Genomic DNA, 13,505 nt, shown 5'->3' on the forward strand with positions numbered 1-13,505 from the left:
TGCGGTGCCGCGCTTGACGAAGGTGACGAATAGCGCCACGAACAAAACATGACCGACCGCCTCATCAGCGGAGCGAAACGCGAGGCGGACGTCTACGAGACGTCGATCCGGCCGCGTTCGCTCACCGAATTCGTGGGCCAGGAGCAGGCGCGCGCGAACCTGCGCGTGTTCATCGAGGCCGCCAAGTCGCGGGGCGACGCGCTCGACCACGTGCTGTTCGCCGGCCCGCCAGGGCTCGGCAAGACGACGCTTGCGCAAATCGTCGCTAAGGAGCTTGGCGTCGGGTTCCGCGCGACGTCGGGCCCCGTGATTTCGAAAGCGGGCGATCTTGCGGCTCTGCTCACCAATCTCGAAGAGCGCGATGTGCTGTTCATCGACGAGATCCATCGCCTGACGCCGGCGGTGGAGGAAATCCTTTATCCCGCACTCGAAGACTTCCAACTCGATCTCATCATCGGCGAGGGGCCGAGCGCGCGGTCGGTCCGGATCGATCTTGCGAAGTTTACGCTGGTCGGTGCGACGACGCGGCTCGGTCTGCTGACGACGCCGCTACGCGACCGCTTCGGCATTCCGGTGCGGCTCAACTTCTACACGGTCGAGGAACTGGAGAGCGTGATCACGCGAGGCGCGCGCGTGCTGGGCGCTGCGATTTCGCCGGACGGTGCGGTCGAGATCGCGCGGCGCGCGCGGGGTACGCCCAGGATCGCGGGCCGTCTGCTTCGGCGCGTGCGGGATTTCGCGGCGGTCGCGGGCGCGCCCATCATCGATGCACGTGTGGCGGATAAGGCGCTGAGTGCGCTCGAAGTCGATCAGGCCGGGCTCGATTCGCTCGATCACCGCTATCTCGCGTGCATCGTGCACAACTACGAGGGCGGCCCCGTCGGCATCGAGACGCTGGCGGCCGCGCTGTCCGAGCCGCGGGATGCGCTCGAAGAGATCGTCGAGCCGTTTCTGTTGCAGCAGGGTTTCATCGGGCGTACGCCGCGCGGGCGCGTGGCGACGCTGAAGACATATCGGCACCTCGGGCTTTCGGGGCCCGCGCGGGCGGCAACGCCAGAGTTGCCGATTTTCGAAGAGGGTGAGGAGTAGGATCGTGAGCGGTGGCCCGGTTTGCGCCAACGACAGGCGCGGGCGTTTGGGCTCGTTCCGAATTTCTTGACGCACCGTTAGCAAACTCTCCGCATAATTCGTGGCTGCCAAGGAGCTCGCGTGTTTTCTCGTCGACAGGTCATCAAAGGGCTGGTTGTCACCGGCGTCGGGTCCATGAGCTTGGGAGGTTACGCATTGGCGGAGCCGTTCCGCCTCGGCGTGAGCCGCTATGCCATCTCGCCCTCTGCGTGGCCGCAAGGGTTCGCGCTCAAGCTCGCTGTGCTGACCGATTTCCATATCTGCGATCCGTGGTTCAGCCTTGACCGGCTGGAGGGCGTCGTCGAGCGCGCGAATGCGCTCAATGCCGACGCGGTTCTCCTGCTCGGAGATTTCGTGGCGGGGCCGCGTCTGGGCCGCCCTATTCCACACAAGGACTGGGCGCGGGTGCTCGCTGGCCTCAAAGCCCCGTTCGGCACCCACGCCGTTTTGGGCAACCACGACTGGTGGGAAAAGCGCGAAATCCAAATGACACGACGGGGGCCCACTCCTGTCGGTGTCGCGCTGGAGGACGCCGGAATTCCGGTTTACGAGAACGATGCCATTCGTTTCGAGAAGAACGGACAACCGTTCTGGCTCGCGGGTCTTGGTGACCAGTGGGCGTTCTGGCCGAGAGACCGCAAGAAAAAGGTCGGCGGCGTTCATGCCTATGAGGGTGTCGACGATCTGCCGGGGACGCTTGCCAAGATCACAGACGACGCGCCGGTGGTGCTGATGGTGCACGAGCCCGACATCTTTCCGGAGGTTCCGGATCGCGTTGCGCTGACGGTTGCCGGGCATACGCATGGCGGGCAGGTGCGGTTCGCGGGGTATGCGCCCATCGTGCCCTCGCGGTTCGGCCAGCGTTATTTGCAGGGACATATCGTGGAGGAGGGACGCCATCTTGTGGTGTCGGGCGGGCTTGGATGCTCGTCTCTGCCGATCCGCTTCGGCGTGCCGCCCGAGATCGTCCTGATCGAACTTGGCTCCGGGCCCGCGATTGGCTGATGACAAAGCGGGCGTAATCGGCTTTCAAAACGGCATGAGCGACAAAGCCCCAACGACTGCGCAATCCTGGCCCGATCTTGCGGGCCGTCTCGTCGACGACGAGATGGGTCGCTGGCACGTGCTGCCGGTCCGCGTCTATTTCGAGGATACGGATGCGGGCGGCATTGCCTATCACGCCTCCTACATCCGCTGGTGCGAGCGAGGACGGACGGACTTTCTGCGTCTGCTCGGCACGGATGCGCGCCGCCTCATCGACGGTTCGGCGAGCGTGGAACCTGCGGCGTTCGTCGTCCGGCGGATGACCTGCGATTTTGTCCGGCCGACGCGCATGGATGACGTTCTCGTCGTCGAGACGCGCGTGAAGGAACTCGGCGGGGCGAGCGTGACGCTGATCCAGACGGTGATCGGGCCCGACGGACGGCGCGTGTTCGAAGCCGAGGTCACGGTGGTGCTGGTTGCAGTATCCGGTAAGCCGCTCCGGCTCTCGACCGCGATCCGCGGGGCGTTCGGCGGGGCGGACACGGCCAAGGTGCTGGGGCCGGGAGCCGGGAACGGCTGAGCGAGCGGCCCTGTCTGCTTGACGCGCATAGACAAGTCATCGCCATGCGGGAATGATGCGGCCCAGGGGACGGAAACGATCACTTGGGGGATGCCATGACGAACGATCGCGATGGGCTCGATCCGGATATTCGGGATGCCATCGAAGGTTACGAGCGGTTCCGGCTCGAATTCGAGCGTGACCGGACGTTCTTCAAAAGCCTTGCCGTCGCGCGGCAAAAGCCACGGCTGCTCTGGATCGGGTGTTCGGACAGCCGGGTGGTGCCGTCGCAGATCACGCAGGCCGATCCGGGCGAGCTGTTCGAAGTGCGCAATATCGCCAACTGCGTGCCGCCCGCGTGGGCAGGCGACGATACCGTCGGGGCGGCCATCGAGTATGCGGTCGGCCATCTCGGCATCGACGACATCGTGGTGTGCGGACACACCGGATGCGGAGGCATCCAGGCGCTGTCAGAGCCGATCCCGCCGCAGCAGGAGGCGCATCTCGGTCGCTGGGTGGAGTACACGCGGCCTGCGCACCGGCTGATCGCGGCGGCTGGCGTGGCCGAGGAAGACCGCGCGCTCGCGACGGTACGCGCGCACATCCAGTTCCAACTCGACAACCTCATGAGCTACGAGATCGTGGCGACGGGCGTGCGCGAAGGGCGTGTCGGTGTTCACGGCTGGCTGTACGACATGACGGAAGGCGAGATCCAAGCCTACGACGGCGCGACGGGGACGTGGCGCGGGCTGTTGGAGATGACGGGACGGTAGTGTGGGGGATTTGTTCTCCGCTTCGTCTAAAGGGCGCGAGAGGCGCCGCTCCCGGCCCTTGTTTTGTCATATTGCGCGGCAACAAGGGCCTTGATGGCGCGTACGTGCCAGTGCACGTTCAATCCGCGATCGAGCCGCTTGCCGAATCGGGCACCAACATCTTTACGAGGCACGTGGCCGCCCGCTCACATATGGGAACGGGGGGTTACGTGTCGGGCTATGCCGCCCGGGACGACCACGGTCCGAGCCTCTAAAGACGGTTGACGACATGAATCCGGAAGACGTCACGCAACAAGCTCTTGCGCCCAGTGCGCATGGCGTATCCTTCATCGAACTCTTCCTCATGGCGTCGCCCATGGTCCAGGCCGTTATGGCCGGGCTGTTGCTCGCGTCCATCTGGTCGTGGGCGATCATCATCGAAAAGCTGTTCGCGTTTCGCCGCGCACGCATCGAAGCCGACCGCTTCGAGCAGACGTTCTGGTCCGGCCAATCGCTGGACGAACTCTACAACGGGCTTTCCCGCGGGCACACGATCACGATGGCGGCCTTATTCGTCGCGGCGATGCGTGAATGGAAGCGTTCCGTGGAAGGCAATATCCGGGCGCTGGGCGGCATTCAGCTTCGCGTCGAGAAGGTGATGGACGTCACCATCAGCCGTGAGATGGAACGGCTGGACCGGCGGCTGCTGTTCCTTGCAACCGTGGGCTCGACGGCGCCGTTCGTCGGCCTGTTCGGCACCGTATGGGGGATCATGACGGCGTTCCAAGCCATCGCGGTGTCGAAGAATACGAACCTTGCCGTGGTGGCGCCGGGTATCGCAGAAGCGCTGTTCGCGACCGCGCTCGGCCTCATGGCCGCCATCCCGGCGGTGGTTTTCTACAACAAATTTCAGGCCGATTCGGCCCAGATCAGCCAGCGGCTCGAAGCGTTTGCGGATGAGTTCGCCGCGATCGTCTCGCGTCAGATCGACGTGAGGAGCTGACGGGGTCGATGGGGGCAAGTCTCAATACCGGCGGCGGGGGCGGGGGACGGCGCAGAGGACGGCGCCGCCGCGCCGCGCCGATGAGCGAAATCAACGTCACGCCGTTCGTGGACGTCATGCTGGTGCTGCTCATCATCTTCATGGTGGCGGCGCCGCTTTTGACCGTCGGCGTGCCCATCGAGCTGCCGCAGTCTCAGGGCAAACAACTCGAAACGGCGGCCAGCGAACCACTCACGATCTCGGTTTCGGCGAACGGCGACGTTTTCATCGGCGAGACGGCGGTGCCGCTCGACGAATTGCCCGAGAAGCTCAAGGCCATCGCGAAGAACGGTGTGGACGAGCAGATTTTCGTGCGTGGCGATCAGGGCATCAATTACGGCACGGTGATGCGTGTGATGGGCCGAATCAGCGCCGGCGGGTTCAAGAAGGTGTCGCTGGTGACGGAATTGGAGGACGGGGCGAGCCCGACCGCGCAATGAGGCCCGTCAGGGTTCGATCGCCCGGAGAGGCGATTCCGGGCGAGGACAACGGCATGATCGAGACGAGGCGAGCGATGAGGGCGATGCGGGGGAGCCGTGCTGACATGCACACCGCCGCAGGGTTGCCGAATGCTTGCCACGCTTCGCCGCGTGCAGGATTTCAGGTCTCCATGAACCGGAATGGGGTTTGCCGGTGCGGCTCGGACTGACGCTTTCGGTATTCCTGCACGGCAGCTTCATGGCGTGGGCGCTCCTCGCCATGTTGTGGACCGAGCCGTTGAAGGCGCCGGAGCCAGAGCCGATCATGGTGGCGCTGGTTACGCCGTCGGAGTTCCTCGCGCTCAAGAAGGGCAGCGAGACCTCGACCGAGCTCGAAGCCAAGAAAAACGAAGACGCCAAGCCGGACGATCAGAGCAAGGTGCAGGCGGATTCGAAGCCGATTATCGCGCCCGAGCCCGCTCCCGAACCCGAGCCCGCGCCGAAAGAGACGAAAGTCGAGCCGCCGCCTCCGCCGCCGGAGCCTCAGGCCGACCCGATTGCGGAGAAGCTTGCGGAGTTGCCGCCCCCAGGACCCACGCCCGAGGAACTCGCCAAGAAAGCCGCCGACGAGAAGGCCGCGGCCGAAAAGGCTGAGACCGAACGGCTGGCCGAGGAAGCCAAGATAAAGGCTGCGGAAGAAGCGAAGCAAAAAGCGGCAGAAGAGGCGAAGAAGAAGGCCGCTGCCGACGCCAAGAAGAAGGCGGACGCGAAGAAAAAGGCCGACGCGCAGAAGAAAAAGCAGGCGGAGCAGAAGCGCAAGGAAGCCGAGAAGAAGAAAAAGCAGCAACAGGCCGACCGGCTCGCCGCGTTGCTCGATAAGGACCCGACGCGCCAGGGGGCTTCCAACTACGCGACGGACCCGATGAATCCGACGGACTACTCGGGGCCGACGGCGGGCGCGCAGATGGGAGACGCGCCGGTGCTTTCGGTGCGCGAGCAGGATCTCTTGCGCGCGCAGATCAGCGCGCAGCTCAGGAGTTGCTGGAAGCTTCCGGGCGGTGGCGGCGGCATCGAGACGACGGTTGTGACGCTGCGCTGGCGGCTCAGGCAGGACGGCTCGCTCGACGGGGAGCCGATGGTGGAGGCGCCGCGGCAAGGTATGGTGTTCCAGATCGCGGCGGAGGCAGCTATCCGGGCCGTGCGCATGTGTTCGCCATTCCAGCTTCCGCCCGACAGATATTGGGCGTGGCGTTCGCTGACGTGGGATTTCGATCCGCGCGAGATGATGTAAGGCTTGCGTCGCGTTTTGCGTGATAAGGCCACAAACCAACCGAAGATGAGGACCATGACCGACCTCCGTTCCCCCTTCCGCGGCCTGGCCGATCTTCGCGCGTCGTTTTCGGCGTTTGTCGTTCCGCTCATGGCCGCGTTCGCGCTGATGGTGCTTCTCGTTCCGTTCGCGGCGGTCGCTCAAGTGGACGATGCCTATCGTCCGCCGGCCGGAGCGGGCGGTGGCGGGAGCTTCGAGCAGCAGCTTCGGCAAGGCGGGTTCGACGTGCCCCCGCCTCCGCAGGGCGATTTTCAGGGGCCGCCGGGGCCGCCGCCGCAGGGCGGCATGGATGGCGGCGGCGGGCAGTACGGCGCGGACGGCTTCTCGGCCGAGGGCGGCCTTCGCGGCACGCAGCGGCAGGGTACCGTTGCGCCGATCCCGATTGCCATTCCGACGTTCGTCGGCGACGATCCGGGGCTTGCCGCGGATGTGGCGCACGTGGTGATGGCCGACCTCGAACGGACGGGCCTGTTCCAGCCGCTGGATCAGGCCTCGTTCCTTGAAAATATTCGTGATGTCAATGCGTTGCCGCGCTTTCCGGATTGGCGGCAGATCGGCGCGGAAGCGCTCACGGTGGGCCGCGTCACGCGTGGTGACGATGGCCGTCTCAGCGCCGAATTCCGGCTGTGGGATGTCGCGACCGGCAAGCAGCTCGCCGGGCAGCGGTTCACGGTCGGCGGACAGAACTGGCGGCGGCTCGCGCATCTCGTGGCCGACCAGGTCTACGAGCGGTTGACGGGCGAAGTCGGCTACTTCGACACACGTGTCGTGTTCGTCGACGAGACGGGCTCGCGCGAGAAGCGCGTCAAGCGGCTCGCGATCATGGATCAGGACGGCGAGAACGTGCGCCTGCTTACGCAGGGGCAGGAGCTGGTGCTGACGCCGCGCTTCAATCCGGCGGCGAACGAGATTGCGTTCATGGCCTACACCAAGGACCAGCCGCAGGTCTTTCTCATGAACCTCGAAACCGGAAAGCGCGAGATGGTGGGCGAGTTTCCGGGGATGACATTCGCGCCGCGGTTTTCACCCGACGGGCAGCGCGTGGTGATGAGCCTGCAGAGCGGAAGCGATTCCAACATTTTCGAAATGGATTTGAGGAGCCGCCAGCCGCGCCAGCTCACGGGGGCCGGTTCGCTGGATACGAGCCCGTCCTACGCGCCCGACGGGCGGCAGATCGTGTTCGAATCGGATCGCGAGGGGACGCAGCAGATCTACGTGATGAATTCCGACGGCTCGAACGCGCGCCGCATCAGCATGGGGCAGGGGCGCTATTCGACGCCGGTCTGGTCTCCGCGCGGCGACTATATCGCCTTCACGAAGCTGCTTGCGGGCCGATTCCTGATCGGCGTGATGCGGCCCGACGGGTCGGGCGAGCGTATTCTGACCGAGGGGTACCATAACGAAGGGCCGACCTGGGCGCCCAACGGCCGCGTGCTCATGTTCTTCCGTGAAGGGCGGGGCGACGGGGCCGGTCCGCGAATCTATTCGGTCGATCTCACGGGGTATAACGAGCGAGTCGTGAAGACGCCTTCATTCGCGTCGGATCCGGCTTGGTCATCGCTCCTGAATTGAGCCAGAGTTTAACGGCCAATTAACCAGGCATTGTTATTGTTTCGTGTCGGCGCGCATGTAATGCGGCGTTGAGAATTGGCTTTTCGATTCAGAGGGTTATCTGTTCCCCCTGAAGGGCGGATATTGCTTTGCGAAGCCCAATGATCGGCGTGGCATTTTCGCATCAACAGGGGTGGAAAACAGTGTCGCTCATCCCTCTGTTCTTGAACAAATCATGCTGGGCCAGTACCCAAATATTCGGCTCGTTGCCGAAAGCATCAGGAGATAAACCATGCAGGGTGTGAAGGGGCTGATTGTTATGTCGGCTGCCGTTGTCGCTGTTGCGCTCGGTGCGTGCCGTCGTGAGGAAGCAGTGCCGTTGAAGCTCGGCGCTGAGGTTCCGACTGCCACGGAAGTGGCTCGCTAACGTCCGAAACGACTATTGGGACACACACAGGAGATACTACTATGAAGGGCGCTATCGTTCTCACTGCTGCCGTTGTGGCTGTTGCCCTCGGCGCTTGCCGTCGTGAAGAGGCTGTGCCTCTGAAGCTCGGCGTTGACGCTCCGGCAGTGACGGAAGTCCGCTAAAGAATTCAAAGTCGGGTTGGATGCTGAGTCCGACCCTGCTTAGGATTTAAAGCTGTCGTAGCTTCGGCTGCGGCAGCTTTTCTTATTTTGGGAATCGTTCGCTTTGCTGCGGCGGTTCCATGTCCGAGGCTCGATGTGCGGCCACTTTGCCGCTTTCCCCAGGGGAATCGGTTCCGCGTCCAATCGCGGCTTGCTGGCCTGATGTGGATCACTCATTTTGCTTGCAGGTGCTCGATCGTCAGCGGTTAGAGCATCGAGCGTATCCGGTGGCCCGCACCGCGATCCGACTCAGCGGCAGCGGAGGACCGGCGAGAAATTCAGGGAAAACGGTGCGAATTGCCGAACGTTTCTCTCGTGTCGATGTTCTCTAAGCTCACATGTGCTTTCGCGTCGTCCCGTCGTTCGCCTCATGGGAGTGATCGATCGGAGTTTTCGGTAGGTACAGGCGGGTGGCCACATTTTCGTACGATGCCTCGGATATCCGGGGCATTCACGGGGATTATCAGGGTTCCGGCGCAGCGAAGGTCGCCGTCGAGCCGATGAAAGGATGATTTCATGGCGCTGGTTTTGCGAGCCTCGCACATTGCAGGTGCTGTGCTCGTCGTGTTCGCGGCCGTAGCGGGCGGCTGCGCCAACAACCAAAACGATCCTTCGGCCCAGCTCGGACCGGACGGCCGGGGCCGGTGACGCCGGGTACGCAGCGCGATTTCAGCGTCAACGTCGGCGATCTCGTCTACTTCTCGTCCGACAGCTCGGATCTGACGCCCGAGGCACAGGCCACGCTGCAAAAGCAGTCGCGGTGGCTCGCGCAGTATCCGCAGTACACCATCACCGTCGAAGGCCATGCCGACGAGCGCGGCACGCGGGAATATAACATCGCACTCGGTGCGCGGCGTGCGGCTTCGGTGCGCAACTACCTGGCGCAGAATGGCGTGCAGGCCAATCGCGTGCGCACGATCTCCTACGGCAAGGAGCGGCCCGTCGCGGTGTGTAACGATATTTCGTGCTGGTCGCAGAACCGCCGCGCTCAGACCGTGCTCAATACGCGCGTCGCATCGTAGGGCGCGGCTTCGCCGAAGCTTGCCGCATCCGGTTCATGAAAGCCGGCTCCTGTTTGGGGCCGGTTTTTTTGTATCCGCGCTCTCTTTGGTGCCGACTCACTTTTGTGTCGATTTGGGCCCAGGCCGGCTGTTGCCGGTGCGCACGCCGGATTTTCTTTGGGGCGGCAGCGGGATGGCGAAGCAAAGTTTGGCCTCATTGGGAGCGCAGAAATTTTTTTCAGTGTGTCGGGATTAACTTGATTTTCGGGGTTCTATGACTGCGGGCAATGCTTCGACCTTCAGGGTTGCTGCGGTGACGCCGATTTCGCGATGCCTCGTGTTGGCGAGTGTGGTGACGATCGGCTGTGGACTCGTGCAGGGTGCCGCGTCGGCGCAGGAACTCGGACTCGCGCCGGACGACAAGGCATCGAGCGCGTTCGGTCTCGGCGCGCCGGGCAGCGGGCATCGCGGTTTTTCCATTGTCGAGCCGCCTGACGGGCTTTCCGATACGCGGCGCGGAAATGCGGACGAAGGAAGCGGGCGTTGGTTTTTCCGGAGTTGGAGAAGCGTTTCGCCCGCTGATTCCGCGCAGAGCCGCTTCGACGAGGCGAAGAAAGCGCTGGACGGCGGCAAGACCGCCGAGGCGCAGCGCCTGTTCGAGGCACTGATCGGAGATGCGCCCAACAGCAAGCTGGCCTCCGAGGCGCGGCAGCATCTGGGCCGGATTTACAGCGAGAAGGCGACGAGCGGAGGGAGCGACGTCAATGTGACGGCGGGCCCGGATGCCGAGACGTTGCCGTGGGGCGCCGCGCAAGAGGCCGAGGCGGCGTCCACGTCCTTTTCTCAGCCGCCCGCAGTGCCGCGCTCGGTGCTGCTCGAAGCACGCGTTTCGCGTGTTGTCGATGAGGCGTTTCTGGCCGATGCGGGCGACCGCGTTTTCTTCAGCTCCGGAAGCGCGGAACTCGGAATGCGCGCGCAGGGCGTGATCCGGGCGCAGGCGCGTTTCCTCATGCAGCGTCCCGCGCTGTCCGCCGTGGTCGAAGGCCATGCCGACGACGGGGCGCTGTCGGAGGATGAACTCGTGAAGCTTTCCGGTGCTCGCGCCCAGGCGGTGCGCGATCAACTCGTGGCGGAAGGTGTGGCGGAAGACCGGCTCGCCGTGTTCGGCCGCGGTGTGGAGGAGCGCGTGGCGGACTGTCCGGCGGCCGAGTGCATGGCCCAGAACAGGCGGGCGATCACGATCCTTCTTGACGGGCCGCGCCGCTTGGGTCACACGCCTGCGCGCCAGGCACGGCAGGGCGCGCCGCACTCCGCGGACGTTCCTGCATCCCAGTGAGGGATCCTGAAAAGAGCCGCGGAAAAGCAGGCGAAACAGACCTGACCCGTTGGGCCTCCGTGTGGTGTTTGCGCGCTGCGGGTTCTAAGGTGCAAGAGATCGACTTGTGAAGGAGGGCGTCTCGCCCATGCAATTTCTGCCCTACCGTTCGTTCCGGCCAGAGGGTCGCTCTGTAAGCGGGCGCGGCGTCTCGCGGGTTGTGGCTGGCGTGCTGGTTCTTGCGCTCGCGTGGCCGGTCGCGGCGTTCGCCCAGGCGGAAGGCGGCGCGCAGGCGAAGGGCGGGGGTGAGTCCGCCTTGCGCCAGCGTGTGGAGCAGCTCGAAGGCCAACTCGTCGATTTGCAGGTGGTGATCGGGACGCTCGAGTCGCTGGCGCGCACGGGCGGCGTGGCGGCGGCGCCGGTGCGCTCCGAGGCCAGTGGCGGGATGGTCGGCGACAGCGCGCGCCTCGACAGTATGGAAACGCAGATTCGCGCGCTGACGGCGCAGGTCGAGCAGCTTGCCAACGAACTGCGCCAGAGCCAGATGCAGCGCCGCTCCGACGCCGTGGCGCCGTCCGGGTTCGGGCACGACGGCATCGAGACGAGGAGTTTTGGATCGACGACGGTGACGTCGGCCGAGAATGCCGATCCGATCGGCGCGTTGGCGGCCGATCCCAGCTTCGGGCAAGCGCCCACTTCCGGTTTCGGGCAGGCGCCCGTGGCGCAGCAGGCTCCGACGACCTATGGCTCGGAGGCGTTGCCCTCGCTCGGTGGCGATCAGGTTGCGGCGGCCGATCCGATGGGCGGCGGCGCGGCGGGTGGCGGAAACGCGAAGCAGCTTTACGAAACCGCTTACGGGCATCTTTTGCAGCAGGACTACGGTTCGGCTCAGGCGGGGTTCAGCAATTTTCTGCGCAGCCATCCGCAGGATCCGCTGGCGCCCTCTGCGCTCTACTGGCTGGGTGAAGCGCATTACGTGCAGCGCAACTACTCCGACGCGGCCGAAGCGTTCGATCTCGTCATCTCGTCGTACGGCAAGAGCGGCAAGGCCGCCGATGCTCAGCTCAAGCACGGGATGTCGCTTGCGCAGCTCGGCAAGCAAAAGGATGCGTGCGCGAGCCTTGGAGGCGTTGCGCGCAAATACCCGAACGCACCGCCGCAGCTCAAAGCGCGCGCCGACAGCGAGCGGCAAAGGATCGGTTGCCCGTGACCCCTCGCCGGAACATCGGGGACGTTCGCTCCGGTGCCCGGCCATGACGGAGCCGCGCCCTTCCGATCCGGCGCGGCAGCCGCTCTTGCGGCCAAGCACGCCGTCGCGCTCAAGCCCGGGCCACATCGTCGACGAACGGTCGGTTCAGGACCGCGATCTCGATGCGCTTATCGGCCATCCGCTCGCGCCCTTCCGGCGGGTGGTGCTGGCCGTTTCGGGCGGCTCGGACAGTATGGCGCTGATGGTGCTGGTCTCGCGATGGGTCGCCTCGGGACGTGTGCCGCCGGATATGCTCATCGAGGTCGCGACGGTCGATCACGGGTTGCGGGCCGAGTCTGTGCGGGAGGCGGATTGGGTTGCGGAGCGCGCGCGTGCGCTCGGCTTTCGCCATACTACGCTGGCCTGGAGCGGCGAGAAGCCCCAAAGCGCCGTGCAGGAGGAAGCGCGCGCGGCGCGCTATGCGCTGCTGACGGCCCATGCGCAAGCTGGACCGCAGCCGGCGGCTATCGTGACCGGGCATACGGCCGACGATCAGGCGGAAACGCTGATCATGCGGCTCGGACGCGGCAGTGGTCTCGACGGGCTCTCGGGCATGTCGCCTGCGCGGCCCCTGATGCCCGACAGTTCGGTGGTGCTGGTGCGGCCGCTGCTTTCGTTGTCCAAGTCAGCGCTGCAGGGCCTCCTGGTCCGCGCGGGCGGGACGTGGCTCGACGATCCGAGCAACGATCGCCTCGATTTCGAGCGCGTGCGGCTCAGGGCGGCGGAAGCGCATCTCGAAGCGCTCGGGTTGTCCAACGCCAAGCTTGCGCTCAGTGCGCGGCGGCTCGCGCGCGCGCGGCAAGCGCTTGAGGCGTTGACGCAGGAGAAACTTGCCGGGCTCGTCGACGTGCATGGGGGCAGTTACGCTTCGCTGATCCGGCAGGCCTGGATTGCCGAGCCTGCCGAGATCAGGGTGCGGCTGCTGGCCCGTCTGCTCGATACCTTCGGAGGGTTCGCGCGGCCGGCGCAGCTCTCGCAAATCGAGGCGCTTGAAGAGGTGCTGGCGGAGGGGCGGCCAATCGCGCAGACGCTCGGGGGCTGCATGATCTCGCAAGGATGGACGACGCTCCGGCTCTATCGCGAACCGGGACGGCAGGCGCTCGCCGACGCGGTGCTGGAGCCGGGCCGGGAGATCCTCTGGGATCGCCGCTTTCGCGTCGCCTACCGCGTCCCCGAGGAGGGCGACGCGGAGGCGCGCCCGGTTTCCGTACGTCCGCTCGGGCTTGCCGCTTATGCAACCCTTAGGGATGCGCTGAACGATACGGATCGGCCTCCTGCGCGGGCGGCTGCGACGATGCCGTCCGTTTGGCGGGACGACCGCCTGCTCGCGGTCGCGGGGCTTCCCGGCGCGCCGCTGACGGATGGGCGGTTTATCTTTACGTTTCTGGGGTTTGATCGCGCTGCGTGATGCGACGGGGCGTCCGGAAAAGGCCTTTGCGGCAAACGACTTGGTGCGGCGGAATGGCGTTACCTCCGCAGCCAATGAACTTGGCAAAGACCGGACGCGCACCTATCTTACACCCTGACGTGGGTGCGGATCGCCCC

Annotated in this window: 14 protein-coding genes; all 14 read left to right on the forward strand. The window is 65.1% G+C overall.

Annotated elements, in window-relative coordinates; all coding sequences use genetic code 11:
• The first annotated feature begins 48 nt into the window (after positions 1–48).
• The 14 genes from ruvB to tilS all read left to right on the forward strand — a co-directional run bounded on the left by ruvB (position 49) and on the right by tilS (position 13,368).
• Positions 49–1,089: a Holliday junction branch migration DNA helicase RuvB gene (ruvB, locus tag W911_RS08140; RefSeq protein WP_023787065.1), complete on the forward strand. Its 1,041-nt coding sequence runs from the start codon at positions 49–51 to the stop codon at positions 1,087–1,089.
• Positions 1,090–1,209: 120 nt separating this feature from the next.
• Complete coding sequence (locus tag W911_RS08145; RefSeq protein WP_023787066.1) at positions 1,210–2,133, forward strand: metallophosphoesterase; 924 nt, start codon at positions 1,210–1,212, stop codon at positions 2,131–2,133.
• 34 nt (positions 2,134–2,167) lie between these two features.
• Positions 2,168–2,692: a YbgC/FadM family acyl-CoA thioesterase gene (locus tag W911_RS08150; protein WP_041318007.1), complete on the forward strand. Its 525-nt coding sequence runs from the start codon at positions 2,168–2,170 to the stop codon at positions 2,690–2,692.
• A 95-nt stretch (positions 2,693–2,787) separates the two neighbouring features.
• On the forward strand, positions 2,788–3,444 hold the full coding sequence (locus W911_RS08155; protein ID WP_023787068.1) for a carbonic anhydrase: 657 nt from the start codon (positions 2,788–2,790) through the stop codon (positions 3,442–3,444).
• A 268-nt stretch (positions 3,445–3,712) separates the two neighbouring features.
• Positions 3,713–4,426, forward strand: a complete 714-nt coding sequence (gene tolQ, locus W911_RS08165) for a protein TolQ (protein ID WP_023787070.1) — start codon at positions 3,713–3,715, stop codon at positions 4,424–4,426.
• 8 nt (positions 4,427–4,434) lie between these two features.
• Entirely contained in the window at positions 4,435–4,905 is a 471-nt protein-coding gene (gene tolR / locus W911_RS08170) for a protein TolR (protein ID WP_023787071.1), read from the forward strand.
• A gap of 193 nt (positions 4,906–5,098) precedes the next feature.
• Positions 5,099–6,175 carry a cell envelope integrity protein TolA gene (tolA, locus tag W911_RS08175; RefSeq protein ID WP_041318012.1) on the forward strand — a complete coding sequence of 359 codons (1,077 nt, stop codon included), beginning with the start codon at positions 5,099–5,101 and terminating at the stop codon, positions 6,173–6,175.
• Positions 6,176–6,499: 324 nt separating this feature from the next.
• Complete coding sequence (gene tolB, locus W911_RS08180) at positions 6,500–7,786, forward strand: Tol-Pal system beta propeller repeat protein TolB (RefSeq protein WP_051388746.1); 1,287 nt, start codon at positions 6,500–6,502, stop codon at positions 7,784–7,786.
• Positions 7,787–8,057: 271 nt separating this feature from the next.
• Positions 8,058–8,192 carry a hypothetical protein gene (locus W911_RS18890; protein WP_023787074.1) on the forward strand — a complete coding sequence of 45 codons (135 nt, stop codon included), beginning with the start codon at positions 8,058–8,060 and terminating at the stop codon, positions 8,190–8,192.
• 719 nt (positions 8,193–8,911) lie between these two features.
• Positions 8,912–9,043 carry a hypothetical protein gene (locus tag W911_RS19025; RefSeq protein WP_425277586.1) on the forward strand — a complete coding sequence of 44 codons (132 nt, stop codon included), beginning with the start codon at positions 8,912–8,914 and terminating at the stop codon, positions 9,041–9,043.
• Complete coding sequence (gene pal, locus W911_RS08185; RefSeq protein WP_051388531.1) at positions 8,983–9,417, forward strand: peptidoglycan-associated lipoprotein Pal; 435 nt, start codon at positions 8,983–8,985, stop codon at positions 9,415–9,417. The genes W911_RS19025 and pal overlap by 61 nt, the downstream gene beginning before the upstream one ends.
• 253 nt (positions 9,418–9,670) lie before the next feature.
• The gene (locus W911_RS17320; RefSeq protein WP_023787075.1) at positions 9,671–10,732 is read left to right on the forward strand and encodes an OmpA family protein; all 1,062 of its coding nucleotides are present in this window, start codon (positions 9,671–9,673) and stop codon (positions 10,730–10,732) included.
• A gap of 127 nt (positions 10,733–10,859) precedes the next feature.
• Complete coding sequence (ybgF, locus tag W911_RS08195; protein ID WP_023787076.1) at positions 10,860–11,921, forward strand: tol-pal system protein YbgF; 1,062 nt, start codon at positions 10,860–10,862, stop codon at positions 11,919–11,921.
• A gap of 43 nt (positions 11,922–11,964) precedes the next feature.
• Positions 11,965–13,368: a tRNA lysidine(34) synthetase TilS gene (gene tilS / locus W911_RS08200; protein ID WP_023787077.1), complete on the forward strand. Its 1,404-nt coding sequence runs from the start codon at positions 11,965–11,967 to the stop codon at positions 13,366–13,368.
• Positions 13,369–13,505 lie beyond the last annotated feature (137 nt).

The organism is Hyphomicrobium nitrativorans NL23 (assembly GCF_000503895.1).
Classification (GTDB): Bacteria; Pseudomonadota; Alphaproteobacteria; order Rhizobiales; family Hyphomicrobiaceae; genus Hyphomicrobium_C; species Hyphomicrobium_C nitrativorans.